This window comes from Brevundimonas sp. P2_A6, assembly GCF_056404975.1.
Window position 1 is genome coordinate 325948 of record NZ_JBFUCZ010000003.1, and the last position, 26030, is coordinate 351977.

General features: G+C 67.8%; 29 protein-coding genes. 14 read left to right on the forward strand and 15 right to left on the reverse strand.

The window, feature by feature from the left end; genetic code table 11:
• Window positions 1–47 precede the first annotated feature (47 nt).
• Window positions 48–707 carry a DsbA family oxidoreductase gene (locus AC1DW4_RS10515; RefSeq protein WP_477017210.1) on the reverse strand — a complete coding sequence of 220 codons (660 nt, stop codon included), beginning with the start codon at window positions 705–707 and terminating at the stop codon, window positions 48–50.
• 194 nt (window positions 708–901) lie between these two features.
• On the opposite strand from AC1DW4_RS10515, the gene AC1DW4_RS10520 reads away from it, so the two are divergent.
• The 3 genes from AC1DW4_RS10520 (at window position 902) to truA (ending at window position 3355) form a co-directional block, all read left to right on the forward strand.
• Complete coding sequence (locus AC1DW4_RS10520) at window positions 902–1609, forward strand: hypothetical protein (protein WP_477017211.1); 708 nt, start codon at window positions 902–904, stop codon at window positions 1607–1609.
• 70 nt (window positions 1610–1679) lie between these two features.
• Complete coding sequence (gene fmt / locus AC1DW4_RS10525) at window positions 1680–2606, forward strand: methionyl-tRNA formyltransferase (RefSeq protein ID WP_477017212.1); 927 nt, start codon at window positions 1680–1682, stop codon at window positions 2604–2606.
• Window positions 2606–3355, forward strand: coding sequence for a tRNA pseudouridine(38-40) synthase TruA (truA, locus tag AC1DW4_RS10530; protein ID WP_477017213.1), 750 nt, complete (start codon window positions 2606–2608; stop codon window positions 3353–3355). The genes fmt and truA overlap by 1 nt, the downstream gene beginning before the upstream one ends.
• Here truA and AC1DW4_RS10535 read toward each other — a convergent pair.
• On the reverse strand, window positions 3337–5484 hold the full coding sequence (locus AC1DW4_RS10535; RefSeq protein ID WP_477017214.1) for a malate synthase G: 2148 nt from the start codon (window positions 5482–5484) through the stop codon (window positions 3337–3339). The genes truA and AC1DW4_RS10535 overlap by 19 nt on opposite strands.
• A gap of 173 nt (window positions 5485–5657) precedes the next feature.
• Between AC1DW4_RS10535 and AC1DW4_RS10540 the strand changes: the two genes are divergently transcribed.
• The 3 genes from AC1DW4_RS10540 to AC1DW4_RS10550 all read left to right on the forward strand — a co-directional run bounded on the left by AC1DW4_RS10540 (window position 5658) and on the right by AC1DW4_RS10550 (window position 9743).
• Complete coding sequence (locus AC1DW4_RS10540; protein ID WP_477017215.1) at window positions 5658–7235, forward strand: carboxylesterase/lipase family protein; 1578 nt, start codon at window positions 5658–5660, stop codon at window positions 7233–7235.
• A gap of 37 nt (window positions 7236–7272) precedes the next feature.
• Window positions 7273–7926 (forward strand): DUF1345 domain-containing protein, encoded by a 654-nt coding sequence (locus AC1DW4_RS10545; protein WP_477017216.1) that lies wholly within the window; start codon window positions 7273–7275, stop codon window positions 7924–7926.
• A 245-nt stretch (window positions 7927–8171) separates the two neighbouring features.
• A complete protein-coding gene (locus AC1DW4_RS10550; RefSeq protein WP_477017217.1) occupies window positions 8172–9743 on the forward strand; it encodes a DEAD/DEAH box helicase in 1572 nt (523 codons plus the stop codon).
• Window positions 9744–9819: 76 nt separating this feature from the next.
• On the opposite strand, the gene AC1DW4_RS10555 is transcribed toward AC1DW4_RS10550, so the two are convergent.
• Together AC1DW4_RS10555 and AC1DW4_RS10560 are read right to left on the reverse strand one after the other, a co-directional pair.
• Entirely contained in the window at window positions 9820–11133 is a 1314-nt protein-coding gene (locus tag AC1DW4_RS10555; protein WP_477017218.1) for an OmpP1/FadL family transporter, read from the reverse strand.
• Between the two features lie 184 nt (window positions 11134–11317).
• Entirely contained in the window at window positions 11318–12076 is a 759-nt protein-coding gene (locus AC1DW4_RS10560) for a competence/damage-inducible protein A (RefSeq protein WP_477017219.1), read from the reverse strand.
• A gap of 135 nt (window positions 12077–12211) precedes the next feature.
• Between AC1DW4_RS10560 and map the strand changes: the two genes are divergently transcribed.
• The 8 genes from map to AC1DW4_RS10600 all read left to right on the forward strand — a co-directional run bounded on the left by map (window position 12212) and on the right by AC1DW4_RS10600 (window position 17357).
• Window positions 12212–13039 carry a type I methionyl aminopeptidase gene (gene map / locus AC1DW4_RS10565; RefSeq protein ID WP_477017220.1) on the forward strand — a complete coding sequence of 276 codons (828 nt, stop codon included), beginning with the start codon at window positions 12212–12214 and terminating at the stop codon, window positions 13037–13039.
• Window positions 13039–13512: a molybdopterin-dependent oxidoreductase gene (locus AC1DW4_RS10570; protein WP_477017221.1), complete on the forward strand. Its 474-nt coding sequence runs from the start codon at window positions 13039–13041 to the stop codon at window positions 13510–13512. Before map ends, AC1DW4_RS10570 begins: the two co-directional genes overlap by 1 nt.
• A gap of 225 nt (window positions 13513–13737) precedes the next feature.
• Window positions 13738–14406, forward strand: coding sequence for a RadC family protein (radC, locus tag AC1DW4_RS10575; protein ID WP_477017293.1), 669 nt, complete (start codon window positions 13738–13740; stop codon window positions 14404–14406).
• The gene (locus AC1DW4_RS10580; RefSeq protein WP_477017222.1) at window positions 14403–14924 is read left to right on the forward strand and encodes a GNAT family N-acetyltransferase; all 522 of its coding nucleotides are present in this window, start codon (window positions 14403–14405) and stop codon (window positions 14922–14924) included. The genes radC and AC1DW4_RS10580 overlap by 4 nt, the downstream gene beginning before the upstream one ends.
• Before the next feature lie 389 nt (window positions 14925–15313).
• Entirely contained in the window at window positions 15314–15556 is a 243-nt protein-coding gene (locus tag AC1DW4_RS10585) for a BolA family protein (RefSeq protein ID WP_477017223.1), read from the forward strand.
• Between the two features lie 4 nt (window positions 15557–15560).
• Complete coding sequence (locus tag AC1DW4_RS10590; protein WP_477017224.1) at window positions 15561–16469, forward strand: aldo/keto reductase; 909 nt, start codon at window positions 15561–15563, stop codon at window positions 16467–16469.
• A 93-nt stretch (window positions 16470–16562) separates the two neighbouring features.
• Window positions 16563–16928 (forward strand): Grx4 family monothiol glutaredoxin, encoded by a 366-nt coding sequence (gene grxD / locus AC1DW4_RS10595; protein ID WP_477017225.1) that lies wholly within the window; start codon window positions 16563–16565, stop codon window positions 16926–16928.
• A gap of 3 nt (window positions 16929–16931) precedes the next feature.
• Window positions 16932–17357 carry an acyl-CoA thioesterase gene (locus AC1DW4_RS10600; protein WP_477017226.1) on the forward strand — a complete coding sequence of 142 codons (426 nt, stop codon included), beginning with the start codon at window positions 16932–16934 and terminating at the stop codon, window positions 17355–17357.
• Window position 17358: 1 nt separating this feature from the next.
• Here AC1DW4_RS10600 and AC1DW4_RS10605 read toward each other — a convergent pair whose 3' ends face one another.
• The 11 genes from AC1DW4_RS10605 to AC1DW4_RS10655 all read right to left on the reverse strand — a co-directional run bounded on the left by AC1DW4_RS10605 (window position 17359) and on the right by AC1DW4_RS10655 (window position 26025).
• Complete coding sequence (locus tag AC1DW4_RS10605) at window positions 17359–17739, reverse strand: hypothetical protein (protein WP_477017227.1); 381 nt, start codon at window positions 17737–17739, stop codon at window positions 17359–17361.
• A gap of 86 nt (window positions 17740–17825) precedes the next feature.
• Entirely contained in the window at window positions 17826–18908 is a 1083-nt protein-coding gene (locus tag AC1DW4_RS10610; protein ID WP_477017228.1) for a WD40/YVTN/BNR-like repeat-containing protein, read from the reverse strand.
• Between the two features lie 88 nt (window positions 18909–18996).
• Entirely contained in the window at window positions 18997–19584 is a 588-nt protein-coding gene (locus AC1DW4_RS10615; RefSeq protein WP_477017229.1) for a hypothetical protein, read from the reverse strand.
• Between the two features lie 139 nt (window positions 19585–19723).
• Window positions 19724–20341, reverse strand: a complete 618-nt coding sequence (rpsD, locus tag AC1DW4_RS10620) for a 30S ribosomal protein S4 (RefSeq protein WP_013270528.1) — start codon at window positions 20339–20341, stop codon at window positions 19724–19726.
• Between the two features lie 167 nt (window positions 20342–20508).
• Window positions 20509–21456 carry an MBL fold metallo-hydrolase gene (locus tag AC1DW4_RS10625; RefSeq protein ID WP_477017230.1) on the reverse strand — a complete coding sequence of 316 codons (948 nt, stop codon included), beginning with the start codon at window positions 21454–21456 and terminating at the stop codon, window positions 20509–20511.
• A gap of 109 nt (window positions 21457–21565) precedes the next feature.
• The gene (locus AC1DW4_RS10630; RefSeq protein WP_477017231.1) at window positions 21566–22180 is read right to left on the reverse strand and encodes a superoxide dismutase; all 615 of its coding nucleotides are present in this window, start codon (window positions 22178–22180) and stop codon (window positions 21566–21568) included.
• Window positions 22181–22267: 87 nt separating this feature from the next.
• On the reverse strand, window positions 22268–22495 hold the full coding sequence (locus AC1DW4_RS10635) for a hypothetical protein (protein WP_477017232.1): 228 nt from the start codon (window positions 22493–22495) through the stop codon (window positions 22268–22270).
• Window positions 22496–22498: 3 nt separating this feature from the next.
• Window positions 22499–23332: an S-formylglutathione hydrolase gene (fghA, locus tag AC1DW4_RS10640; RefSeq protein ID WP_477017233.1), complete on the reverse strand. Its 834-nt coding sequence runs from the start codon at window positions 23330–23332 to the stop codon at window positions 22499–22501.
• Window positions 23332–23715: a VOC family protein gene (locus tag AC1DW4_RS10645; protein WP_477017234.1), complete on the reverse strand. Its 384-nt coding sequence runs from the start codon at window positions 23713–23715 to the stop codon at window positions 23332–23334. The genes fghA and AC1DW4_RS10645 overlap by 1 nt, the downstream gene beginning before the upstream one ends.
• Before the next feature lie 28 nt (window positions 23716–23743).
• Window positions 23744–24850, reverse strand: coding sequence for an S-(hydroxymethyl)glutathione dehydrogenase/class III alcohol dehydrogenase (locus tag AC1DW4_RS10650; protein WP_477017235.1), 1107 nt, complete (start codon window positions 24848–24850; stop codon window positions 23744–23746).
• On the reverse strand, window positions 24847–26025 hold the full coding sequence (locus tag AC1DW4_RS10655; RefSeq protein WP_477017236.1) for an alpha-hydroxy acid oxidase: 1179 nt from the start codon (window positions 26023–26025) through the stop codon (window positions 24847–24849). The genes AC1DW4_RS10650 and AC1DW4_RS10655 overlap by 4 nt, the downstream gene beginning before the upstream one ends.
• Between the last annotated feature and the right edge of the window lie 5 nt (window positions 26026–26030).

The following is a 26030-nucleotide window of genomic DNA, read 5'->3' on the forward strand; positions in this document are numbered from 1 at the left end:
TGATTCTGCTTTCCCTTTGAAGCTTTCCCGATTAACCAAATTTGTGCTCAGGCCCCCACCATCTTCCGCAAAGCCTCCTCGAACACCGCCGCCGGCTGCCCGCCCGAGATCAGCCATTTCCCCTCCACCACCACGGCGGGCACCGCGCTGATGCCACGCGATCGCCACAGCGCCTCCGCTTCCCGCACTTCGGCGGCATAGAGATCGTCGGCCAGAACCTCGACGGCCTTGTCCCGGTCCAGCCCGGCCGCCGCCGCCGCATCGGCCAACACCGCCGCATCCGGCAACGCGCGCCCCTCGGTGAAGTGCGTCCTGAACAGCGCCTCCTTCAGCGCTCGTTGCTCGCCCGCTCCCACCGTCCCCGCCCAGTGCAGCAGCCGGTGGGCGTCGAAGGTGTTCCAGATGCGGCTGTCTGGCCCCATCCGCATCTCGAACCCGTCCCAGGCCTCGGCCGCCCGTTCGGTGATCATGGCCCGGTTGGCGGCCGACTGTTCGGGGGTCGATCCGTATTTGCGGGCGATGTGCTCGGTGACGTTCTCGCCCTCGGCCACCATGTCGGGGCTCAGCTCGAACGGCTGGAAATGGATGTCCGCCTCGATCCCCTCGGCCTTCAGGGTCTCAAGCGCCGCCTCCAGCCCGCCCAGCCCCACCACGCACCAGGGGCAGACGACGTCCGAGACGAAATCGATATGCAGGGTCTTTGTCATGGGGTGCAGATGGGTATTCCTCCCACATTGGGCGAGGGGCACGACGGTGTCCGCTTCCGCTTCACCAGTTGTCCGCGCTCGCGCCGATTTCCCCTGCCCTTTCAACGCCGCCTGAGAAAACCACCCCCTCGAACGCGCCCGCCTATCCCCGCGTGCGATCCTGCCGCCCGCATTTTCACATCGGGAGGCACGCCGTGGCCTGGTCGGACGACGAAGACGATTTCAACCCGCCGCCCTATGACCCCTTCGGTCTGCTGCCACAGGACGGAGAGGGGGCGGAGGGCGCGCCCGCGCCCCGCAGCGGCCATCGCTTCGTTTCCGACACCCACTGGCGGGCCGCGCGCGACGCCTATCTGGACGGCGAAAGCGCCGCCTCGATCTCGGCGCGGTTCGGCATGGCGGAACGCACGATCCGGGCGCGCGCGCAAGAACAGGGCTGGCGGCGCGCCGATCAGGTCGAGGTCATTGGCCCGCGCGTCGAATATGCGGTCGAGGACGGCCGCGACGCCCTGATCGACGACACCCTGGACGAGGTTCCACTGGACGTCCTCGTCGACCGTGCCCTGCTGTGCGTGCGGCGCGCCATCGCCGCCGACCGGGCCGTCGAGGCGGGGCGCTGGATCCGGACCCACCGCCTTCTGTCCGAAATGGCCGAGGCCCAGCGCCGGGCCGAGTCCGCTGCGCAGGTGGCCGCTGCCGAGGCGGCCCGCGCCGTCGAACCCGAACGCTTCACCTCCGTCTGGGCCGCCAAGGACGCCGAGCGACGCATCCTGAAACAGCGCGAGGCCGACGCCTATGTCGCCTCCAGCGTCGTGCTCAACGAAGCTCTCTCCGCCCGCCTCGGTCCCCCTGATCTGCACGGTCTGCACGGTGCCGACGAAATTTTTTCCGGCGATCCCTGACCCGCCCCTTCCCCTGAACAGGCGGGCCGACAGACTGGCGCTGAGGGGGCGGCGCGACTAGAGACAGGCGATGCGCCTCGCCTTCATGGGTACCCCCGACTTCGCCGTTCCGTCCCTGGCCGAGCTGATCGCCTCGGGCCACGACATCGTCGCCGTCTACTCGCAGCCGCCGAAGCCGCGCGGCCGGGGCCAGAAGCTGACGCCGTCGCCGGTCCATGCCTTCGCCGAGACCATGGGCCTACCGGTCTTCACCCCCGCCAGCATGAAGGCCGCCGATGCCATCGACACCTTCCAGAGCCTGGACCTCGATGCCGCCTGCGTCGTCGCCTATGGCCAGATCCTGAAGGCCGAGGTGCTGTCGGCCCCCCGGCTGGGCTGTTTCAACCTGCACGGCTCGCTGCTGCCGCGCTGGCGGGGGGCCGCTCCGATCCAGCGGGCCATCATGGCCGGGGACCGCCAGACGGGCGTCCAGATCATGCGCATGTCCGAAGGGCTGGACGAGGGGGCCATCCTGCTGTCCGAGGTCCTGCCCATCGCCCCCGACGACACCGCCGCGACCCTGTCCGAGCGCATGGCCACCACCGGCGCGACCCTGTGGACCCGGGCGCTGGCCGCCATCGAACGCGGCGGCGTGACCGAGACCGAGCAGGTCGGCGAGGTCACCTATGCGAAGAAGATCACGCCCGCCGAGGCCCGCATCGACTGGACCCGCCCCGCCGCCGAGCTGGACTGGCACATCCGGGGCCTGTCCCCCTTCCCCGGCGCCTGGTTCGAGGCCCCGGGACCGGACGGCCCGGTCCGCATCAAGGCCCTGATGTCCAGGCCCAGCCTGAAGGGCCGTGGCGCGCCGGGAGAGGTTCTCGACGACGACCTCCTGATCGGCACGGGCGACGGAGCCGTCCGCCTGCTCCGCGTCCAGCGCGAGGGCAAGGCGGCGCAAGGCCCGGGCGACTTCCTGCGCGGGTTCCCCCTGCCCGTCGGGACCGTGCTCGGCTGATGCCCCGCTACCGGCTGACGCTGGAGTACGATGGCGGCCCCTATGCGGGCTTCCAGGCGCAAGGAACGCTGCCGACGGTCCAGGGGGTGGTCGAGGCGGCCGTGACCGCCTTCTGTGGCCAGACCGTCCGCATCGCCGCCGCCGGCCGCACCGACGCGGGCGTCCACGCCACCGGCCAGGTCGCCCACGTCGATCTCGAGAAGGCCTGGCCCGCCTCCACCGTCATGAACGCCCTGAACGCCCACATGGTGAAGGAGGGCGTCGCCGTGCTGGCCTGCCAGGCCGTGCCCGACGACTGGCACGCCCGCTTCTCGGCCACCGGGCGGCGCTATCTCTATCGCATTCTGAACCGCCCCGGTCGCCCGGCGCTGGAGCGCGGCAAGGTCTGGCACGTCCGTCGCCCGCTGGACGTCGCCGCCATGCAGGCCGGGGCCGACCACCTGATCGGCCATCATGACTTCACCACCTTCCGCGACCTGGCCTGCCAGTCGAAGTCGCCGGAAAAGACCCTGGACGTCGCCCGCGTCACGGCCGTCGGCGAGGAGGTACATCTGGTGTTCGAGGCCCGCTCCTTCCTGCACCGCCAGGTCCGCTCCATGACCGGCACCCTGGTCGAGGTGGGCCTGGGCCGCTGGTCGCCCGATAAGGTCAGGACCGCGCTCGAAGCTCGCGACCGCACCGCCTGCGGCCCCGTCTCGCCCTCGGACGGCCTCTACCTGACCGGTGTCGCCTACGACCCAGAGACCTGAGCGGCCTTGGCCCGCTGGCGCCAGGCATGCAGCAGCGGCTCGGTATAGCCGTTCGGCTGCGTTAGCCCCTCGAACACCAGCGCCCGCGCGGCCTGGAACGCCATCGACCCCGCCGGATCGTCCGCCATCGGACGATACTGCGGATCGCCCGCGTTCTGGGCGTCCACCTTCCTCGCCATCCGCAGGAAGGCTGCGTCCACCTGCTCCGCCGTGCACACCCCGTGCAGGAGCCAGTTGGCGATGTGCTGTGAGCTAATCCGCAGCGTCGCCCGGTCTTCCATCAGCCCCACGTCGTGGATGTCCGGGACCTTGGAGCACCCCACCCCCTGGTCGATCCAGCGCACGACATAGCCCAGGATGCCCTGGGCGTTGTTGTCCAACTCGTCGGCCACCTCCTGCTCCGACCAGTTGACGCCGTGAGCCAGCGGCGGCGTCAGCAGGTCTGCCAGCCCGGGTGTCGGCCGCTGTGCCACGTCCTTCTGGACTACGAAGACATCGACGGCGTGATAATGGAGGGCATGCAGGGTCGCGGCCGTGGGACTGGGCGTCCAGGCCGTGTTCGCCCCCGTCCTGGGGTGGCCGATCTTCTGCTCCAGCATGTCGGCCATCCGGTCCGGCGCGGCCCACATCCCCTTGCCGATCTGGGCCCGTCCCGACAGGCCGCACGCCAGTCCGATCGCGACGTTCCTCGCCTCATACGCCGCGATCCATGTCGAGGCCTTGATGTCGGCTTTGCGCACCATCGGCCCGGCCTGCATGGCGGTGTGGATCTCGTCGCCGGTGCGGTCCAGGAAGCCGGTATTGATGAAAACGATCCGGTCCTTCACCGCGTGGATACAGGCGGCCAGGTTGGCGGAGGTCCGCCGCTCCTCGTCCATCACCCCGACCTTGATCGTGTGCCGCGCCACGCCCAGCAGGTCCTCGACCGCGTCGAACAGGGCGTTGGTGAAGGCCGCCTCGTCCGGCCCGTGCATCTTGGGCTTGACGATATAGACCGACCCGGCCGCCGAGTTGGTGAAGCCACCCAGCCCTTTGAGGTCGTACATCGCGACCAGCGACGTCACGATGGCGTCCAGAATCCCCTCCGGCGCCTCCGATCCGTCCGTCAGGACGATCGCTGGATTGGTCATCAGGTGGCCGACGTTCCGTACAAAGAGCAAAGACCGTCCCTTCAGCCTTACCGCACCGCCGCCCGGTGCCGTGAACACCCGGTCCGGCTCCAGCCGCCGCTCCAGCGTCTTGCCGCTCTTCTGAAAGCTCGCGGACAGGTCGCCCTTCATCAGCCCCAGCCAGTTGCGATAGGCGGCGACCTTGTCCTCGGCGTCCACCGCCGCGACCGAATCCTCCAGATCGCAGATGGTCGACAGCGCGCTTTCCAGCACGACGTCCGACAAACCGGAGGCGTCCGCTCCTCCGATCGCGCTCCCACCGTCGATGACCAGTTCGATGTGCAGACCGTTGTTGGCCAGCAGCACCGAAGACGGCGCGCCCGGCTCTCCGCGATAGCCGACGAACTGCGTGGGGTCCTTCAGCGCGGGCGTCAGGGCACCATCGACCACCGACCAACCGGCCACGTTCGCATGGGTCCCTTCGACCAGCGGCACGGCCTCGTCCAGGAACGCCTTGGCCCGCGCCACGACCCGCTGCCCCCGCGCGGTGTCATAGGGTCCACCCGGCGGCAGGTCGCCGAGCGCGTCGGTGCCGTAGAGGGCGTCATACAGGCTGCCCCAGCGCGCGTTGGCCGCGTTCAGCAGGAACCGCGCGTTCAGGATCGGCACCACCAGCTGCGGCCCGGCCAGGGTCGCCAGCTCGGGGTCCACGTTCCGGGTCGCGATCTGGAAGGGTGCCGGCGCATCGACCAGATAGCCGATCTCGCGCAGGAACCTTTCGGTCGCCACCGGATCGTGCGGCTGACCCTTGCGCCCGACATGCCAGGCATCGATCCGGGTCTGCAATTCGTCCCGCCGCGCCAGCAGTTTGCGGTTCTCCGGTGCGAACCGCGCGAACACCTCGGCCACCCCCGCCCAGAAGCCTTCGGCTCCGATGCCAAGCCCGGGCAGAACCTCGTCTTCCAGAAAGGCCGACAGCTGGCGGTCGACCGACAGGCCGGCGCGGTCGTGATGGGTCATGTGGTCTCTCCAGCGCGAGCCGCCCCGTTTCGCGAGGGGAGGAGGCGGCTCGTAACAATGCGTGATCGCACTAGAGCGGGGCGGATGCCGCCCTGCAAGCCCGCCCGGAAATGACACCGGTGACAAGCCCGTGGTGGCGCGCCTAGTCTGGCGAAAAATAAAGAGGACGCGCCATGGACGCCAGACTTCTGATCGACCGCCGGGGCCTGATCGCTTCCGGTCTGGCCCTGCCCTTCCTGAGTGTCCCCGCCCGGGCTCAGGGCGCTCATCCCGTCGTCGCCACGTCCAGTGGCCCGGTCCGAGGTCAGACCGACGCCGGGGTCCATGTGTTCAAGGGCCTCCGTTACGGGGCCGACACAGCCCCGCGCCGCTTTCAGCCGCCCGTGCGTCCCACCCCCTGGACGACGCCGGTCGACGCCTTCGCCTACGGCCCCGCCAGCCCCCAGGGCGGCACCGAGCCGAACACGTCCGAGGATTGCCTGTTCCTGAACGTCTGGTCGCCGGGCCTGGACGCCGGGCGCCGCCCGGTCATGGTCTATATCCATGGCGGCGCCTATTCGAGCGGATCGGGATCGAGCCCGCTGTACGACGGCACACGGCTGGCGCGGCGGAACGACGTGGTCGTCGTCACGCTCAACCATCGTCTCGGCCCGCTGGGCTATGCCTATCTGGCCCGGATCGCGGGCGCGCCCTTCCTGGACAGCGGCAATGCGGGACAGCTGGACCTGATCCTGGCCCTGCAATGGGTGCGCGACAACATCGCGGCCTTCGGCGGCGATCCCGGCCGCGTCATGGTCTTTGGCCAGTCCGGCGGCGGGGCCAAGATCGCGACGATGATGGCCACACCGGCGGCGGAGGGCCTGTTCCACCGCGCCGCGACCATGAGCGGCCAGCAGGTCACCGCCTCCGGCCCCTGGAACGCCACGCGGCGTGCGGAGGTCTTCCTCGACGCCCTGGGCCTGTCCAGGGATCGCGCGGCCGAGGCCGCCTCACGGCCGGTCGCCGACATCCTGAAGGCCGCCGAGGAAACCGACCCCGTGCTGGGCTTCGGCGGCCTGTATTTCGGCCCGGTGCTGGATGACCGCAGCCTACCCCGCCACCCCTTCTATCCCGACGCCCCGGCCCAGTCGGCCCACATCCCGATGATCATCGGCAATACCCACGACGAGACCAGGGCCTTCTTGGGCGGCGATCCAGCGAACTTCAGCCTGACCTGGGACGACCTGGCCCGAAAGATGACCAACCGCGAATTCCGCATCGACGTCGCCCCCGAACCGGTGATCGCCGCCTATCGCCGGATGTATCCGGATTACAGCCCGTCCGACGTCTTCTTCGCCGCCACCACGGCCGCGCGGTCCTGGCGCGGTGCGATCATAGAGGCGGAGGCCCGCGCGGCGTCCGGCTCGCCCGCCTTCGTCTATCAGCTGGACTGGACATCGCCCATCGACGGGGGCCGTCGCGGGGCCATGCACACCGACGACATTCCCCTGGCGCTGGATAACGTCATGGCGGCCGGCAGCCGGGCGCAGGGCCCGCAGGCGCAGGGCATGGCCGACCGTCTGTCGCGCGCCTTCGTCGCCCTGGCCCGCGATGGCGATCCCAACCACCCCGGCCTGCCGACCTGGGTTCCTTATGACCTGACCCGTCGCCAGACGATGATCATGGACGAACCGGCGCGGATGGAGGACGATCCGCGCGGGGGCGAACGCCGCCTGTTCGCCGCCATTCCCTATATCCAGCCCGGAACCTGATGCCCCGAAAGCCGTCGAAGCCCGCCGAGCCCCCCCGGTGATCAGGTCCGGGCCGCGGCTGTTCCGGCTTCATGGCCACCTGCTGATCGGGCTGGCCCTGGCGATCGTGGTCACCCTGGCGTCCCCGTCCGAGTGGCGCTGGACGGTGCGTCTGGCCAGCGGCTGGGACGCGGGCGTGGCCCTGTTCCTGATGCTGACCTTCATCAAGATGGCGCGCGCCCGATCGGTCGATGCGATCCGCCGGCGCGCCGCCGACCTGGACGAAGGCGGCACCGGCGTCCTGCCGCTCAGCCTGCTGGCGGCCATGGCCAGCGTCGTCATCGTGGTGTCAGAGGCCGCCTCGGCCAGTGGCGAGAACCCGGCCAGCGCCGCCGCCCTGATCCTGGGCACCGAGGCCCTGTCATGGCTGTTCGTCCACGTCATCTTCGGCCTGCACTACGCCCACCGCTTCTATGCGCCGGACGAAGCGAACGGGGACACGGGCGGCCTGATCTTTCCGGGTACGGACGAGCCCGACTACTGGGACTTCCTGCATTTCGCACTGATCATCGGCGTCGCCAGCCAGACGGCCGACATCCAGATCTCCGAACAGCGCATCCGCCGCCTGTCCACGGTCCACAGCGTGACGGCCTTCGTGTTCAATACTGTCTTGGTGGCCCTGGCGGTCAATCTGGCGGTCAACCTCATCTAGGCCAGCCTTGACTTTGCCGTAACAACGGCCCATCTGCCACCTCGTCGCACTCTAGCGACCCCCGGTGCGCTCCAGCGCGTGTGGGTCTTCCTCCCAAGCGAAGACCTGACTGTAGCAGCGGCCGGCCCTCAAGATTCATTCGCTGCCCGGACACGCGGGGCGGCGCCCGATCAAGCCCGCGACCGCCACCCTGGTGATCCGTCGGGATTGGCGGCGCGCGGTCCTTTGGCGTCAATGCCCGGCCGATGCGCGTCGCCGCACGCGAAAGAACATCTACCTTGACCACCACCTTCGAATCCTTCGGCCTGAACAAGGCCCTTCTCCAGGCCCTCACCACCGAGGGCTACACCATCCCCACCCCGATCCAGGCCCAGGCCATTCCGTCGGTCATGACCGGCAAGGACCTGCTGGGCATCGCCCAGACCGGCACCGGCAAGACGGCTGCGTTCGCCCTGCCGATCCTGCATCGCCTGGCCGAGAACCGCACCGTCGCCCTGCCGCGCACCACGCGCTGCCTGGTCCTGTCGCCGACCCGCGAACTGGCCACCCAGATCGCCGACAGCTTCAAGGCCTACGGCCGACACCTTGGCTTCAAGGTCGCGGTCGTCTTCGGCGGCGTGAAATACGGCCCGCAGGAGCGCGCGCTGCAGGGCGGTCTCGACGTCCTGGTCGCCACCCCCGGCCGTCTGCTGGACCACATGCAGCAGAAGACGCTGGACCTGTCGTCGACCGAAATCTTCGTCCTGGACGAGGCCGACCAGATGCTGGACCTCGGCTTCGTCAAGCCGATCCGCCAGATCGTCAGCCGCATCCCGGCCAAGCGCCAGAACCTGTTCTTCTCCGCCACCATGCCGACCGAGATCGGCAAGCTGGCCGGCGAGCTTCTGAAGGAGCCCGTCAAGGTCCAGGTCACCCCGCAGTCGACCACGGTCGAGCGCATCAATCAGTCGGTGATACACATCGAACAGGGCCGAAAGCGCGCCCTGCTGACCGAGATGTTCGCCGATCCGAACTACACCCGCTGCCTGGTCTTCACCAAGACCAAGCACGGCGCTGACAAGGTCGCGGCCTATCTGGAGGCCGGCGGCGTCCAGGCCGGCGCCATCCACGGCAACAAGTCCCAGCCCCAGCGTGAGCGCACCCTCGCCGCCTTCAAGGCCGGCAAGCTGCGCGTCCTGGTCGCCACCGACATCGCCGCGCGCGGCATCGACGTGGACGGTGTCTCGCACGTCGTGAACTTCGAACTGCCCTTCGTACCGGAAGCCTATGTCCACCGCATCGGCCGCACCGCCCGCGCGGGCAAGGACGGCTCGGCCGTCAGCTTCGTCGCCGGCGACGAGATGAAGCTGCTGCGCGACATCGAAAAGGTCACGCGCCAGAAGATCCCGGCGTCCGACCGTCGCAACGACAAGTCGCTGGGTCTGCTGGATCAGTCGATCATGGCCTCGGGCGTCGGCTCCAAGGCCTCCATGCCCGACGACGGTCGCGGCGATCGCCAGCAACAGCGCGGCCCGCGCAATCCGCGCCGCGATGGTGTGAAGAAAGAGCATGGCGGCCAGCCGCACCGCGTACGCGGCAAGGGCGGTCCGCGTGGCGGGCAGGGCGGCGGACAGGGCGGAGACAACCGGGGCCACAACGGCGACCGCTCGATCTCCAACGTCGTGCCGTTCGATCCCCTGGCGGCCGATCGCGCCCGCTCGGCCTCGGCTGCCAACCGCCCCCAATCGGATACGACCAAGCCCGAAGGTGAGATCCGCCGTCGCCCGCGCGGCCGTCGCCCCTCCAACGGCGGCAAGGGCTATGCCGCCAAGGGGTGATCGCCCTTCACGACCGAGATGAGAACGGCGGGCCCCGCGAGGGACCCGCCGTTTTTCTTTGCCCCGGCGGACGGGATCAGAACGCCCAGCGCACCCCGACCGAGGCCCCCAGGCCTTCGCCGTCGGCCCGGCCGCGCAGCTGGCTGGTCGTGGCGGCGGGCGTCCCGGCGTAGAAGGTCCGGTCGCTGGAGATCGTGGTGTCGTCCAGCGCGATGTAGGTCAGGGCCGTGTCGACCGTGATCGCGTCGGTCGCCTTGATCGACACTCCGCCCGAATACAGGAAGCGGTCGCCGTCCGGGATGCGCGCGGTTCGCTCGCCGTCCTGCGTCGGCGTCGGGTCGTAGGCGATCCCGCCCCGGAAGGTCACGCGGTCGTTGGCGACATAGTCGAAGCCTACCGAGCCGCCCGTGGTGTCCTCATAGTCCTGCACGATCGTGTCGCCGCCCGTCGCATACTGCACGCGGATGGCGTCGAACTTGGACCAGCCGACGCGGTTGACCTGTGCGTTCAGGGTCAGTCGGTCGGTGACGGCATAGCGGATCGAGGCGGAGGCGAACCACGGCGTGGTGAAGGTCGCCGTGCCGTCGGTCGCGACATTGCCCGCCGCGATCGGTCCCAGCAGACCCGAGATGTTCACGTCGCCGTCCAGCTCGTGCTCGATCTCGGAACGGTAGCTGAGGCCGAAATCCCACCGGCCCTTGTGCACCTGGGCCCCGACGTTCCAGCCATAATCGACGCCGTCGCCCTGCAGCGTCGAGCGGCCGTCCGGCAGAAGGGGCGACAGGTTGGGCAGGCTCGAGCCGAGGAACGCCTCGACATACTGGATGTCCAGCCCGGCCCCGACGTCCAGCCAGTCGTTGACCTGATAGGCGGCCGTCAGCCCGACGTTGGCCGAGCGCAGTTCCGACGTCAGGGCGTCATAGCGGGTGAAGGCACCCGGCTCGTACTTGGTCGTGAAGTTGTAGGGCGCGGCGACGCTGACCCCGACCGCGAACCGGACGCCGATGGGCATGGCGAAGGCGAAGTTGGGCACCAGCCCGCTCTCGATCGCGTCGCCCTCGTGGCTGACGCCCAGCGGTCCCGTGACCGGCACGGTGACGCCACCCGGATAGGTCAGGGTCGAACCCGCGTTGTCGACGCCGGAATCCAGCAACAGGCCGTGCAGCCCGACATAGAGCTCGCGTCCACTGCGCGCGATCGAGGCCGGATTCCACCACAGGGACGAAACACCGGTGTCGGCCGTCTCGGCCGAATAGGCGCGGCCCGCGCCGCGCGCCGACTGTTCCTTCAAATAGAAGGTCTCGGCCAGGGACGGCGTGGCCACCGCCGTCAGGGCGGCGATGCAGACGGTGAGGCGAACAGCGCCCGCCGGGGTCGTGGAAATGGGCATGGAGCATCCTTTCGGGCGCTCCCGGTTCTGCGGAGCGTCGCTGGCGTTCGGGGAAGGGAGGGCAGGGAGGCCCTGGTCATCCCTGAGTGCGCGACGCGGTGGATTGTTGCAATGTAACCGGTCTCAATGTTTCAAATATGTGATCCGTCGCCCATTGTTCGTTGAACCGTGCATTAAAATGGCGTCAAGGGGCGATCTTGACCGTAGTCACGCCATCCTGCGCCAGCCGCTCGGCCAGCGCGTCGATCGCCGCATCCACACTTGCGGCGTCTCTGCCGCGCACGACCAGATTGGTCCCGAGCTCGCCGTCCGACCCCGCTCCGAACGGATAGCTGCCGAAGGACAGGTCGCGGCTGGCCTTCGCCGCCTCGGCCAGGGGCGCGGCGATCGCCCCCTCGCCGACACCCGTCACCCTCAGGGTCCGGGCGTGGACCACCGCCCCGGTGCGCAGGCGCGGGGCCACGTCCTCCAGCATGGCCGTCATGATCTTCGGCACGCCCGCCATGACGAAGACATTGCCGATCTGGAAGCCCGGCGCATCGGTCACGGGGTTGACGATCAGGACCCCGCCGTCCGGAATCCGCGCCATCCGGCGCCGCGCTTCATTCAGGTCGTCGCCATAGCGCCGCTCGAGGATCGCCAGGGCGTCGGCCCGTTCGGAGATGCCGACCCCGAACGCCTCGGCCACGCAGTCCGCCGTGATGTCGTCGTGCGTCGGCCCGATCCCGCCGGTGGAGAAGACATAGTCGTGGCCGGCCCTCAGCGCGTTGAGGGCCTCGACGATCTGGCCCGGCCGATCACCCACCGTCCGCGCCTCCATCAGATCGATGCCCAGGGCCCCCAAGAACCGCGCGATGGTGTTCAGATTGGTGTCCGCCGTCCGCCCGGACAGGATTTCATCGCCGATGATCAGGACGGCGGCGGTCGGGGATGTGGTTTCCATGCGGAACACCTAGGCCGGCTTGCCGGTCCCGCAAGCCGCCCTTGCGACGCACGGCCCTAAAACGGCTTGAGATTCCGTGTTAGGCTCGCCATCTGAGCCCCGAAACGCTGATCCCAGCGTGCCCGAGACCCACCGATGTACGAAACGCCCGAGCTGGAAACCGACACCCTGGTCCGCACCAGCGCCATCCGCCTGTATGAGCCTGACGATTTCGAGGGCATGCGGATCGCCGGGCGTCTGGTGGCCGACGCGCTGGACATGATCACCCCCTATGTGGTGCCCGGCGTCACGACGCAGGAGATCGACGACCGCATCCGCCAGTACACCCTGGACCGCGGCGGCCTGCCCGCCTGCCTGGGCTACAAGGGCTATATGAAGACCGTCTGCACCTCGATCAATCATGTGGTGTGCCACGGGATTCCCGGCGACCGGGTGCTGAAGGACGGCGACATCGTCAACATCGACCACACCGTCATCGTCGACGGCTGGCACGGCGATTCCAGCCGCATGTACGCCGTCGGCAACATCAACGCCCGCAGCCAGAAGCTGATCGACGTCACCTATGAATCTCTTGCGCTGGGCCTCGAGCAGGTGAAGCCCGGCAACACCTTCGGCGACATCGGCTTCGTCATCCAGCGCCACGTCGAGGCCAACCGCATGTCGGTGGTTCGCGACTTCTGCGGCCACGGCATCGGCCGCCTGTTCCACGACAGCCCCAACGTCCTGCACTATGGCCGAAAGGGCGAGGGCGCGGTGCTGAAGCCCGGCATGTTCTTCACGGTCGAGCCGATGGTGAACCTGGGCAAGCCGCACGTGAAGGTCCTCTCCGACGGCTGGACCGCCGTCACCCGCGACAAGTCCCTGTCTGCCCAGTGCGAGCACACGGTCGGCGTGACCGAGGACGGCGTCGAAATCTTCACCACCAGCGCGATGGGCTTGTTCAACCCCTCGGCCGCTGTCTGATGCGCGCTGTGCTGGGTGCCATGGCCGTCATGGCCTTGGCACTGCCCGCGACCGCCCAGACGGTGTCGGTGTCCGGCCTCTCGGGCACGCCCGTGACCCTGACCGCCGCCGATATCGCCGCGTTCCCGCGCCAGACGGTGTCATTGACGATCCACGGCGAAACCCATGCCTTTTCGGGTCCCCTTCTCGCCACCGTGCTGGAACGGGTCGATGCGCCGCTGGGCGAGCGCCTGCGCGGCCCGGCGCTTCTGGACTACGTCACCGTCCGGGCCGCCGACGGCTATGGCGTCGTTCTGTCTCTGGCCGAGGTCGATACCGCGATCAGCCCGACCGCCGTCCTGCTGGCGGATAAGGTCGACGGCGCCCCGATCGGCGCTGAAGACGGCCCCTTCCGCCTGGTGGTCGAGGGTGACGCCCGCCCCGCCCGGTCGGCCCGGCAGGTCACGACGATCGCGGTGTACACCGCCGACTAGTTTTTCCGCTCATCCCGGCGACCCGAAGGGCGGCGCGAAGCAGTCAAAGCCGGGATCCAGTTCTTTCGTTGGTTGCAATGCTTGAACTCGTGGGCCGAAAGAATACCGTCTGGCTCAGGACTGGACCCCGACTTCCGTCGGGATGAGCGGGAGTTTGGGGTGAGCGAGCAAGACCAGTCCTAGGCCCCCAAGCCCCTGCCCCACCACGCCGGCCACCGCGAACGCCTGCGCCACCGCGCGCGCACCGCCGGCCTGACGCACCTGCCCGACTACGAGCTGCTGGAGCTGTTCCTGTTCCGCAGCCAGCCCCAGGGCGACGTCAAACCCATCGCCAAGGCGTTGCTCGGCCGTTTCGGCTCCCTCGCCGCCGTGCTCGCCGCCAGCGTCGAGGACCTGATGACCGTCCGCACCGAGGACACCAGGGGCCGCACCAAGTCCGTCGGCATGGAAACCGCACTCGACCTCGCGGCCCTGCACGAAGTCGCCCAGCGCGTGGCCAAGGAACCGGCCGTCAAACGCCCCGTCATCTCCTCGTGGACGGCGCTTCTCGCCTATGTCCGCCTGGCCCTCCAGCACGAACCGCGCGAACAGTTCCGGGTGCTGTACCTCGACAAGAAGAACCAGCTGATCCTGGACGAAATCCAGAACCGCGGCACCGTCGATCACGCCCCCGTCTATCCGCGCGAGGTCGTTCGACGGGGTCTGGAGGTCAGCGCCGCCGCCATGATCCTGGTCCACAACCACCCTTCCGGTGACCCGACCCCCAGCCGCGCCGACATCGACATGACCAAACAGATCGTCCAGGCGGCCAGAGCCCTGGGGGTCGAGGTCCACGACCACCTGATCGTCGGCCGCGAGGGCGTGACCAGCTTCAAGCAACTGGGCCTGATGTGACAGGCTCTGTCCTGGTAACCGACCGGCTGATCCTGACGCCGGTCGCCCTGTCCGACTTCGACGACCTCTGCGCCCTGTGGCGCGACGAGGCCTTCACACGCGAGATCACCGGCCGGTCGTTGTCGGAGGAGGAGGTCTGGTTCCGCCTTCTGCGTGATCTCGGCCATTGGTCGGCCCTGAATCGCGGCAACTGGACCATGCGGCTGAAAGCGGGCGGGGCCTATGTCGGCTCCGTCGGCGTTCTGGACTACCGCCGCGACGTCGTCCCGCCGATGGACGCGCCCGAACTCGGCTGGGGCATCGGCGGCGCCTTCCAGGGTCAGGGTCTGGCCCGCGAGGGGGTGGATGCCGCCCTGTCCTGGGTCGACACCGTTCTGCAGGCGTCGCGCACCGTCTGCATGATCGGTCCCGGCAACCTGGCCTCGATCCGTCTGGCGGGCCGCGTCGGCTATGTCACTTACGCCGAGGGCACCTACCACGCCGAACCGACGCTTCTGATGGAGCGGATGAAGCCCTGAGGGTCGTGACCATGCCGATCTGACCGAGCGTCTGGATGGTAGAAAGAGGTTCATCACGGAGAGAACGGAGGAAGGCACGGAGAGCACGGCGGAACCGAGCAGCTGTCACACGACCGCCGCCCCCCAACGCCGCGCCGCGTAAGGCGGCTTCGCCGCAATCCATCCCGGAGGCGTCCCCCGACCGCAGCCGCACACGCGGTCCCGTCGTGTCCTTCGTGTCTTCGCTTCCGTTGTGCTCGCTGTGAAGAAACCCTTCCTTCCTGTCCGCCACGCCCGCCCGTTCACAGCGGAAGAGCGATGGAGCGCGTCTGACACCAGCCTCTCCGTAGCTTGCCATTAACCCTTACGCTTCATTCTGCCTGCCGAACTCCCGGAGCCGTTCGCCCTCCATGCCCATGTCCGTCGACACCCTGCATGCCTATCTGATCCAGGCCTTTCCCGACGCCGAGATCGCGATCGACGATCTGGCGGGCGACGGAGATCACTATCGCGCACGGATCGTCTCGGCCGCCTTCGCCGGCGTGCCACGCGTCAAACAACACCAGCTCGTTTACGCTGCCCTGAAGGGCCACATGGGCGGTGCCTTGCACGCCCTGGCGCTCGAAACCTCCGCCCCGCCGACCACAGGCTGATCCCATGCGCTATCGCCCGTTCGGCGCGTCCGGCGCCGCCATCTCGACCCTGACGCTCAGCCTGGGCCTCGACAGCCTGTCGCGCGGCCAGGGCGCGGCCAGCGATCTGATCTATTCCGCCCTCGAAGCCGGCATCAACGCCTACCGTCTGGAGACCGCCGATCCGGTGCTGGCCGAGGTCGTGGGCCAGGCCCTGGCCAATGTGGATCGCAAGCTGCTGAACGTCAGTCTGGAACTGGGGGCCGGCGACGGTCGTCGCGGTTCGGCCCGGGACTTCTCCGCCGAAGGGATGACCGGTGCCATAGATCGCGCCCTGCACGTTTCCGGTCTGGGCTGGATCGACGTCGCCCTGCTCGAGGAGCCGGGCGAGGACGAACTGCCGCAATCCTCGCTGAGCGCGCTGAAGGCGCTCCGCGCCACGGGGCGGGTCCGTTATCTGGGCGTCAGCGGCGACGGCGACGTGATGGACGCCTATGTCTCCACCGGGGCCTTCGATGTGCTGGCCACGCCCTTTCACGTCAACGTCGACTGGAAGACCCGCTCGCGGATGCGGGCCGCCCGCGAACAGGACATGGCGATCCTGGCTTATGACTATTTCCCCGAAAGCCTGAACACCGAAAAGAAGGCGGTCTCGCTCAGCCAGCCAAAAAAGGGTTTGTTCGGCTTCGGCTCGGGCGGCCGACCCAAGGACGATCCCCTGGCGGGCGCGGGAACCTTCGCCTTCCTGCATCGCACGCCGAACTGGACGGCCGAGGCCATCTGCCTGGCCCACGCCATGACCGACCCGTCCGTCTCCAGCGTGCTGATCAAGGCGCACGACGCCGAACGGCTGAACTTCCTGGCCGATGTCCCCGAAAAGGACATGCCGCCCGGCCTGTCCGCCCAAATCGAGATGGCCAGGGTCGCGGCGTGATCCACAGCCTGATCGCGGTCAGGTGATGGCTCCGGCCCTTGACCACAGGGGTCGCCGACCCTAGCTGACGCCTGCAACGAAAGGCGTCCCTCCGTGTCCGACCAAGTTCTCGATACCGCGACCCCGGCCGATCCGATCCACGCCTTCATCGCCCAAACCGTGGCCGAACATCCCGTGGTGCTGTTCATGAAGGGCACGCCCGACAGCCCGCGCTGCGGCTTCTCGGCCCATGCGGTCCAGATCCTGGATCACATCGGCGCCTCCTTCGTCGGCGTTGATGTGCTGCAGGACGATGGCCTGCGCGACGGCATCAAGACCTTCACCGACTGGCCCACCATCCCCCAGCTGTATGTGAAGGGCGAGTTCGTCGGCGGCTCCGACATCGTCAAGGAAATGTTCCAGGCCGGGGAACTGACCGCCCTGATGGTCGAAAAGGGCGTGCCGCTCGGCGAGGCCTGAGCCTTGGCCCGGCCCGTCCTCGAGCCGCGCGTGGATCGCGAGGTCTTCGAACTTCCGCTCGACATCCGGCCCGAGCACATCGACGACAACGGCCACGTCAACAACGTCGTCTATGTCGGCTGGCTGCAGGACGCCGGCACGGCCCACTGGAACGCCCGCTTCGATGCGGAGACTCGGGCGAAATGGTCCTGGGTCGCCCTGAGGCACGAGATCGACTATCTGCGCGCCTTGCAGCCCGACGCGACCGCCACCGCCCGGACCTGGGTCGGCGACCCCCACGGTCCGCGCTTCGCCCGCTATGTCCGGATCGAGGACGGCGAGGGCCGCCTATGCGCGCAAGGGCTTTCGGAATGGTGCCTGGTCGAGGCGCGGACGATGCGACCGACCCGCATCCCGGCGACCATGCTGCCGACCTTCGAGCGCCGCTAGATCAGGTCGTCGGCGGCAGCTGATAAGGATTGTTGACCGACACCCGGGTGCCGGGGGCCAGACCCAGTTCCTCGAACGACCACTGCAACTCTACACCGTCGGCCAGCGGATGGTCGCAACGGTCTTCGTCGATGCGGCGAAGCGTGATCGTCGAGCCGTCCCGCATGCGGTCCACGACCGGCGTCAGATCATCCTTGTCGGTACAACCGTTGGAACTGACCCAGAAGACCGCCAGATCGTTGGTGATCGCCGCCGCATGGATCGGCTCAAGCTGACCGGGCATGGCCGCCGTCTGAACTGGCGCATCCTGTCGAAACATCGCGCAGCCGGACGTGGCCAGCACGAGCAGGGCGGCGGCAGCGAGAGATCGGAAGGGAGCCATGTCCCGGGTCCTGTTCAGCCAGTATGCCGCATCATCGCCCAATTCGGCCCCTTTCGCACCTGATTTTCTCCGACCGGGCGAGCGCCTCAGTCCGGCAGGTCCAGACGGTGCAGTTCGACCCCGATGGCGAAGACCGCGACGCCCGACCCGTTCGGCACGATCCGGATCTTGTTCACCGCATTGCCCATTTGCACCGCCGCCCAGGTCGCGCCCCCGTCCCGGCTCTCGAACCCGTTCGGCACGGCACCGATCCAGCCGTAGCGCTCGTTCACGAAGCCGACGCCGAACTCACGAACCGCCGCACTGTCGACCAGCGGCATCTCCGACCATGTCAGCCCCCCGTCCGTCGTCTTGGCGAACACCCGCTGGGTCACCGCCGGATCGGGATTGTAGCTCTGCACGGTGACATAGCCGGTCGTTTCGCTGGGGAAGCTCATCTTCCAGGTCAGCTCGAACGGCCGGGTCCCTTCATACACCCGCGACCAGTTGCGCCCCCCGTCGCCGGTGCGCAGGATCACCGCATGCGACTGTTCGACATTGGTGTCCGACGCCCCGCAGATGAAGCCGATCCGCTCATCGACGAAATGCACGTCCAGGATCATCGCCGTCAGCGCCGACAGGTCCTCAGAGGTCCAGGTCTCACCCCCATCGCGAGACGTCGCCAGCAGCGCCGGCCCACCGACCCGCCCGCCCGCCCGGATGGTCACCCTGTGATCCAGCACGCCGGCGTTGATGAAGGAGGCTTTGTGCACATCGATGGCGCAGATGCCGGTCACGGCCGGGCCGTGGATCGGCACCGGTTGCCACGACGCTCCGCCATCGCGGGTCCGGTACAGCGGCTGGGCATCCGTCACGCCGGGGAAATAGTCCGGCCCGATATTGCCCAGGAACCCCAGGTTCGCGTCCACGAAGCCCAGCGCCCGCACGAAGGTGCCGGGCCGGTCCAGGATCTGGGTCCAGGTCTGGCCGCCGTCGGTCGTCTTGAACAGCTTGCCCGCGCCATTGCCGTACCAGCCGGTCAGGGCGTCGACGAAGACCACGTCGTCCTGCTTGCCCCGGTACGGCTCGGTCGTCTGCTTGACCCAGGCAGTCTCGGCCGCCTGCGCCCAGCTCAGCCCCGGCAACGACCCCATGGCCACGCCTGCGGCCAGCACCTGTCTCCGATCCATGACACCCTCCCTGTCAGATGCGTATGGAAAGCGTGCTTTACGTCGCGGCGCAAGTCAAATCCACGGCCCCGGCTCTCGGCACGAAGGATCAGCGTGTGATGCGGCGGACGCATTCCCCATCGGTGTCCCGGCCAAGACTGGCCATCAGCCGGGGCCGATTCCGTTCCGAGGACGATGACATCAGCAGGTAGAGCGGCTGTCCGTTCAGCGTGATGCAGTGAAGCTCCTGCCGGAAACTTCCGTTGGAGTCCGCCGAGCCTGCGCCGCTGTCGCTTTGCACGATCCGCACAGCCGTGATCCGGTCGAACACGTTCAGCATCTCGGTACGAAGACCTTCCGGATCGCCTGCGGTGACAACGACCGTGCAGCTGCCGATCGCGTCTTCTCGCAGGGTGACGCGGTTGGTGACTGTGTACTGTCCCTGTATCCGGGGTCCCCGACGAATGGCGGCGGTCGTGAAGAAATCCGTCGCGGGTCGACCCGTCATGATGTGAGGAATGCATCCCTGACTCATGGCATAGCTCGCGCCACCGGTCGGTGAGAAGTGGATTCCAGGATTGGGCCGGGCGAAGGCGTAGGCATTGGTCTGGGCCTGTTCCGCTTGAACCAGCGCGGACGAGGCGGCATCCTGGGACACCATCCCCAAGAGGAAGAGTCCAAAGGCAGAAGACATCATCGGCTCGATCCTGTTCGCGATCGGAGCCTTGCACGAACGCTGAAAACGAAAAAGGCCCGGAGTGTCTCCGGGCCTTTCCGTTCACGATGTCGGCGGGCGATCAAAGATCGAACCGGAGGCCGAGCGTTAGCGCCGCCTCTTACGAGCTGTAATATTCCACGACCAGGTTCGGCTCCATCTTCACCGCGAACGGCACGTCGGCCAGTTCGGGGAAGCGGACGAAACGGACCGAGAAGCCGCGGTCGCCCAGTTCCAGATAGTCGGGGATGTCGCGCTCGCCGGACTGCTGGGCTTCGAGCACCAGCGCCATGTTGCGGGACTTTTCCTTGACCTCGACGACGTCGCCCGGCTTCAGCGTGTAGGAGGCGATGTTCACCTTCTTGCCGTTGACGGTCACGTGGCCGTGGTTGACGAACTGGCGCGCGGCCCAGGGGGTCGGCACGAACTTGGCGCGATAGACGGTGGCGTCCAGACGGGCTTCCAGCAGACCGATCAGGGTCTCCGACGTGTTGCCCTTCCGGCGGGCGGCCTCGTCATAGGTCTTGCGGAACTGCTTTTCCGTCAGGTTGGCGTAGTAGCCCTTGAGCTTCTGCTTGGCCTTCAGCTGCAGGCCGAAGTCGGAAACCTTGGACTTGCGGCGCTGGCCGTGCTGGCCGGGGCCGTAGGACCGCTTGTTCACCGGGCTCTTGGCGCGGCCCCACAGGTTTTCACCCATGGCACGGTCGATTTTATACTTGGCGCTGTGGCGCTTGGACATCTGGGTCTCTTCAAAATGATGCGGCCCGGCCCTTCCCCGAATGGAAGGGCGATCTCAACGGCGGTCCACGCATCGTCCGTAGTGCATTTCACGCGCACCGACCGGGGCCGGGCGCGGGAAAGCGGGCCTTATGACGGCCCGCCCCCCTCAGGTCAAGGCTGAGCGCCTCAGTTGGCCGGCGCGGCTTCCGGCACCCAGCGATAGGTGTCGCCGGTCTTCTCGATGCGGCCCACGCCCGGATAGGCGAAGTGGTAGCCGTAAAGACGCAGGCCCTCGGCGGCGGCGCGCTGGTCCAGCGCCACGCGGCTGGCAGTCGCAACGGGCGCGTCGTTGTCGAACTGGATCTGCCAGTCCGGCTTCTGAACCGAGATGATCGAGGAGTGCATCGCGTCGCCGATGTAGAGCAGCTTGTCGTTGCCCGAGGCGATCTCGAACGCCGAGTGGCCCGGCGTGTGGCCGGGAATGTCGATGGCCGTGATGCCCGGCGCCACTTCCTCGCCGAAACGGAACACCTGGACCTTGGGCAGGATGGCTTCAGAGACCGATTTCAGTTCCGGGTTGGCCTGCATGAAGTCCCACTCGTTGGACGACATGCGGATGACGGCGTTGGGGAACAGCAGCTTGCCGTCCGCCCCGACCAGGCCGCCGACGTGGTCGCCGTGGCTGTGCGAGATCAGGATTTCGGTGATGTCGGCCGGATCGACGCCTGCGGCCTTCAGACTGTCCTGCAGCTTTCCGCCCACGCCGCCCATGCCCGCGCCGACGCCGGTGTCGATCAGGACCAGACGCTCTCCCGTCCGAACCAGCAGCGGCTGCAGCGACAGACTAATGCTGTCGGTCGGTGCTCCGGCGGCACTCAGCTGGGCCGCGACCTCCTCGGGCGAGCGGCCCACTCCAAGAACCTTGTTGTCATTGGGAACGGTCAGAGTTCCGTCACGCAGGGAAATCGCCTCGATCGAGCCGACCTTGAAGCGCGCCACGTCGCCGTTGACGACGGGCGCGGCCGTCGCGACGACGGCCGGAGCCTTGGTGTCTTCGGACCTGGAACAGGCCCCGGCGGTCAGGACCGCAGACAGTACCAGCCCGGCGGCGGCGATCTTGAAATGGGGGATCATGGAAACCTCAGCGCGTTGAAACGAACAGCCACGCTGAGATAGGGCGCAAGCGCGGCTATGCCAGATGGGCGGGCCATGAAGTTTCCTCGACGGCCCGCCCTTCGCGGCCTCAGGCCGTCGCGGCGGCGTAGAGTTCGTTCGCCTTGTTCCAGTTCACGACGGTCCAGAAGGCCTTCAGATAGTCCGGACGACGATTCTGGTATTTCAGGTAGTAGGCGTGTTCCCAGACGTCCGCGCCCAGCACGACCGCGCCCTTTTCATCGGCCACGTCCATCAGCGGATTGTCCTGGTTGGGGGTCGAGGTGATCTTCAGCACACCGTCCTGAACGATCAGCCAGGCCCAGCCGGAACCGAACTGGCCTGCGCCGGCCGCGTTGAAGTCGGTCTTGAACTTTTCCAGCCCGCCCAGGTCGCGATCGATCGCGGCGGCCAGCTCGGCCGAGGGCTCGCCGCCCTGACCGACCGGGGCCATCAGCTCCCAGAACAGGCTGTGGTTCCAGTGACCGCCGCCGTTGTTGCGCACGGCCTTGGGCAGCTTCGACACGCCCTTCAGCAGATCCTCGATCGAATGGTCGGCCAGCGACGCATCGGCGGCCACCGCCTCGTTCAGTTTGTCGACATAGGCCTGATGGTGCTTGTCGTGGTGGAACGTCATCGTCTCGGAGTCGATGGCGGGCTCCAGCGCGTCATAGGCATAGGGCAGAGGCGGCAGGGTGAAGGCCATGAGATGGCTCCTTGGCGGTTGGGGTGGAAGCTGGACGACATGTAGGCCGTCGGCGTCAGGACCCAAGCGGTTCGCGGCCGATTTCGTTCATGCCGCAGGCAGATGGGCCTTCAGACAGTCGCGCACGTCCCGCTTCAGGCTGCCGGGCGCGTTCAGGAAATCGATCCCCTCGGCGGCGAACACGGCCTTGACCGCCGCATCCAGACCGGAGGGCAGGGCGGCGACGACCTTGGCCTGGCCCTTGGCATGCAGGCAGATGCCCAATTCGGTGCACAGGGCACCGAACATCGGCTCATGGTCGGCTTCATCGCTCATCGTTCAGCCCTTAAGCCTTTCGGCATGGAAGGCCACATGCTCGGCGATGAAACTGGCCATGAAGAAGTAGGAATGGTCGTAGCCCGGCTGCATCCGCAGGGTGACCTTTTGCCCCGCCGTGTCGGCCGCCGCCTGCAGCAGTTCGGGCTTCAGTTGGTCGACCAGGAAGCTGTCGGCATCGCCCTGGTCGACCAGGATGTCGGCGAAACGGCCTTTCGCGGCCCCGGCCTCGATCAGACGGGCGGCGTCATGCTTCGCCCACGCGTCCCGGTCGGGGCCGAGATAGGCGCTGAACGCCTTCTCGCCCCAGGGACAGCGCGTCGGCGAACAGATCGGGGCGAAGGCCGAGACAGAGGTGAACAGGTCCGGGTGGCGCAGGGCCAGGGTCAGAGCCCCGTGGCCGCCCATCGAATGGCCGCTGATGCCGCGAACGCCCGCCGTCGGAAACTCGGCGTCGATCAGGGCGATCAGATCCTGGGTGACATAGGTCTCCATCCGGAAATGGGGGGACCAGGGCGCTTGCGTCGCATCGACATAGAAGCCCGCGCCCTGGCCCAGATCGTATGCCGGATCGTCGGCCACCCCCTCACCGCGTGGCGAGGTATCGGGGGCGACGATGACGACCCCATGCTCGGCAGCGGCGCGGTAAGCTCCGGCCTTGGTCGTGAAGTTGTCCTCGGTGCAGGTCAGGCCCGACAGCCAGATAAGCACCGGGAATGGCCCCTCGCCGGGCGGCACGAAGACCGACAGGGTCATGGACGTGCCGGTCGCCGCGCTGTCGTGCTTCAGATAGCGCAGCGTGCCGCCGTGGACGGCGTGGGTCTTCAAAACCTGCATCACCCCTCCCGGTTCAGGGCGCAGATCTTGTTGCCGGACGGATCGCGCAGATAGGCCAGGTTCAGCGTGCCGAACGGACCCTGGCGCGGGCCGGGCGGGTCCTCGACCGACGTGCCTCCGGCCGCGACGCCGGCGTCGTGGAAGGCCTTGACCGCATCCAGGTCGCCGGCCGCGAAACCGATCGTGCCGCCGTTGGCGTGGCACGCGTCCTCGCCGTCGATCGGCTTGGTGATGGCGAAGGCCCCGCGCGGCGTGCGCCACCAGTAGCGGCCCTTCTCGTCCGGCCCGGTCGATGCCGGAATGCCCAGAGCCCCCAGCGCCGCATCGTAGAACTTGCGCGATGCATCGAGGTCGTTGGCCCCGACGGTCATATGCGTGAACATGGTCGTTCCTCCCGTTTCTGATTGAACTCTAGAATACCACGACGCTGCGGATGCTTTCGCCCGCGTGCATCAGGTCGAAAGCCTCGTTGATCCGCTCCAGCGGCAACGTATGGGTGATCATCGGGTCAATCTCGATCTTGCCGTCCATGTACCAGTCGACGATGCGGGGCGTGTCGGTGCGGCCGCGCGCGCCGCCGAAGGCCGAACCCCGCCAGACGCGGCCGGTGACCAGCTGGAACGGGCGGGTGGCGATCTCCTTGCCCGCCTCGGCCACGCCGATGACGATGCTCTCGCCCCAGCCACGATGGCAGGCTTCCAGCGCCTGACGCATCACGGTGGTGTTGCCGGTGCAGTCAAAGGTGTAGTCGGCCCCGCCGCCGGTCAGTTCAACCAGATGGCCGACGACGTCGGAGACGGTCTTCGGGTTCACGAAATGGGTCATGCCGAACCGGCGGCCCCATTCCTCTTTCGTGTCATTGATGTCGACGCCGACGATCATGTCGGCCCCGACCATCTTCAGTCCCTGGATGACGTTCAGCCCGATGCCGCCCAGACCGAAGACCACGGCATTGGCGCCCGGCTCGACCTTGGCCGTGTTGACCACCGCGCCCACGCCCGTCGTCACGCCGCAACCGACGTAGCAGGCGCTTTCGAACGGCGCGTCCTTGCGGATCTTGGCCAGAGCGATCTCTGGCAGCACCGTATAGTTCGAGAAGGTCGAGCAGCCCATGTAGTGGGCGATCGCCTGTCCCTTGTAGCTGAAGCGGCTGGTGCCATCGGGCATCAGCCCCTTGCCCTGGGTGGCGCGGATAGCGGTGCACAGGTTGGTCTTGCGGCTGAGGCACGACTTACACTGGCGGCATTCGGGCGTGTACAGCGGGATCACGTGATCGCCGACGGCGACGGACGTCACGCCCGGCCCGACCTCGACCACAACGCCCGCGCCCTCGTGGCCCAGGATGCTCGGGAAGATGCCCTCCGAATCCAGCCCGTCCAGCGTGTAGGCGTCGGTGTGACAGATGCCCGTCGCCTTGATCTCGACCAGCACCTCTCCCGCGCGCGGGCCTTCCAGATCGACCTCGACGATCTCCAGCGGACGTTTGGCCTCGAAGGCGACGGCGGCGCGGGTCTTCATGAGTGGCTCCTGGCGGACGGGGACGGAAACTTCGATGGCCTTATATGGCGGGACTGGATGGCGGCAACGTCGTTGATGCCCGCCAGCGTCAACGTCCGCTCGAACTCGGCGCGCAGCAGGGTCAGGGCACGGTCCACCCCCGCCTCGCCACCCGCCGCCAGCCCGTACAGATACGGTCGCCCGACCGACACGCCATCTGCCCCAAGCGCCAGCGCCTTGACCACATCGGATCCGCGCCGGACGCCGCCGTCGCAGATGATTTCGGGCCCATCGCCCAGGGCCTCGCGCACCGACGCGATCTGATCGACCGGAGCCGGGGCCTCGTCCAGCTGGCGACCGCCGTGATTGGATAACATGACGCCACTGGCCCCGCTGTCGATGGAGTGGCGTGCGTCCTCGGGCGTCATCACCCCCTTGATCGAAAGCGGCCCGCCCCAGACAGAGGCCAGCCACTCCACGTCCTTCCAGGTCAGCGAGCGATCGAACTGCGCGCCGATATAGTCGAACAGACTCATCGACCGGCCTGCGAGCGCATCGACCCGATGACTGACATTGGCCAGGTCGAACTTGCGGCCACCCAGGGCCGACAGCGACCACATTGGGTGACAGGCGAAGCTGGCCATGCTGTTCAGTGTCAGCCGGGGCGGCAGCGACAGGCCGTTGCGATGGTCCCGCTCACGGTTGCCGGCCACCGGCGTATCGACCGTCAGCGCCAGTCCGTGGACACCGGCGGCCTTGCACCGCCCGACGAACTCGGCGGTCAGTCCGCGATCCTTGAAGACGTAGATCTGGAATACCCGCGGTCCGGTGAAGTCCGCGACCCAGTCCTCGATCCGGGTCGTGCCCATCGTCGACAGGGCATAGGCGACGCCGTGCCGCGCCGCCGCCCTCGCCACGGCCGCCTCGGCGCCCGGATGGAACATTCGGGTCAGGCCGGTCGGCGCCAGCATCAGCGGCCAGGCGACGGGCTGCCCGAACAAGGTCGAGGTCGTGCGGATCGTGGACACGTCGGTCAGCACGTCGGGGACGATGTCGTATCGCGCAAAGGCTCCGGCGTTGTTGGCCAGCGCCCGCTCATCGTCCGCGCCGCCGTCGATGTAGTCGAAGATCGGTCGCGGCAGGCGACGCCGGGCCCGGGTACGCAGATCGGAGATGGAATAGGCCCGGTCCAGCATCGCGG

Coding starts and splice junctions, on each gene's coding strand:
- AC1DW4_RS10555 (WP_477017218.1), bottom strand. CDS start 11,133: ATGCCCATTTCCACGACCCCGGCGGGCGCTGTTCGCCTCACCGTCTGC.
- AC1DW4_RS10585 (WP_477017223.1), top strand. CDS start 15,314: ATGCCCATGTCCGTCGACACCCTGCATGCCTATCTGATCCAGGCCTTT.
- rpsD (WP_013270528.1), bottom strand. CDS start 20,341: ATGTCCAAGCGCCACAGCGCCAAGTATAAAATCGACCGTGCCATGGGT.
- AC1DW4_RS10535 (WP_477017214.1), bottom strand. CDS start 5,484: ATGACCCATCACGACCGCGCCGGCCTGTCGGTCGACCGCCAGCTGTCG.
- AC1DW4_RS10560 (WP_477017219.1), bottom strand. CDS start 12,076: ATGGAAACCACATCCCCGACCGCCGCCGTCCTGATCATCGGCGATGAA.
- AC1DW4_RS10625 (WP_477017230.1), bottom strand. CDS start 21,456: ATGATCCCCCATTTCAAGATCGCCGCCGCCGGGCTGGTACTGTCTGCG.
- truA (WP_477017213.1), top strand. CDS start 2,606: ATGCCCCGCTACCGGCTGACGCTGGAGTACGATGGCGGCCCCTATGCG.
- AC1DW4_RS10540 (WP_477017215.1), top strand. CDS start 5,658: ATGGACGCCAGACTTCTGATCGACCGCCGGGGCCTGATCGCTTCCGGT.
- fghA (WP_477017233.1), bottom strand. CDS start 23,332: ATGCAGGTTTTGAAGACCCACGCCGTCCACGGCGGCACGCTGCGCTAT.
- AC1DW4_RS10515 (WP_477017210.1), bottom strand. CDS start 707: ATGACAAAGACCCTGCATATCGATTTCGTCTCGGACGTCGTCTGCCCC.
- AC1DW4_RS10570 (WP_477017221.1), top strand. CDS start 13,039: ATGCGCGCTGTGCTGGGTGCCATGGCCGTCATGGCCTTGGCACTGCCC.
- AC1DW4_RS10645 (WP_477017234.1), bottom strand. CDS start 23,715: ATGTTCACGCATATGACCGTCGGGGCCAACGACCTCGATGCATCGCGC.
- AC1DW4_RS10615 (WP_477017229.1), bottom strand. CDS start 19,584: ATGATGTCTTCTGCCTTTGGACTCTTCCTCTTGGGGATGGTGTCCCAG.
- AC1DW4_RS10655 (WP_477017236.1), bottom strand. CDS start 26,025: ATGCTGGACCGGGCCTATTCCATCTCCGATCTGCGTACCCGGGCCCGG.
- map (WP_477017220.1), top strand. CDS start 12,212: ATGTACGAAACGCCCGAGCTGGAAACCGACACCCTGGTCCGCACCAGC.
- AC1DW4_RS10630 (WP_477017231.1), bottom strand. CDS start 22,180: ATGGCCTTCACCCTGCCGCCTCTGCCCTATGCCTATGACGCGCTGGAG.
- AC1DW4_RS10590 (WP_477017224.1), top strand. CDS start 15,561: ATGCGCTATCGCCCGTTCGGCGCGTCCGGCGCCGCCATCTCGACCCTG.
- AC1DW4_RS10650 (WP_477017235.1), bottom strand. CDS start 24,850: ATGAAGACCCGCGCCGCCGTCGCCTTCGAGGCCAAACGTCCGCTGGAG.
- AC1DW4_RS10550 (WP_477017217.1), top strand. CDS start 8,172: ATGCGCGTCGCCGCACGCGAAAGAACATCTACCTTGACCACCACCTTC.
- AC1DW4_RS10635 (WP_477017232.1), bottom strand. CDS start 22,495: ATGAGCGATGAAGCCGACCATGAGCCGATGTTCGGTGCCCTGTGCACC.
- fmt (WP_477017212.1), top strand. CDS start 1,680: ATGCGCCTCGCCTTCATGGGTACCCCCGACTTCGCCGTTCCGTCCCTG.
- AC1DW4_RS10605 (WP_477017227.1), bottom strand. CDS start 17,739: ATGGCTCCCTTCCGATCTCTCGCTGCCGCCGCCCTGCTCGTGCTGGCC.
- AC1DW4_RS10610 (WP_477017228.1), bottom strand. CDS start 18,908: ATGGATCGGAGACAGGTGCTGGCCGCAGGCGTGGCCATGGGGTCGTTG.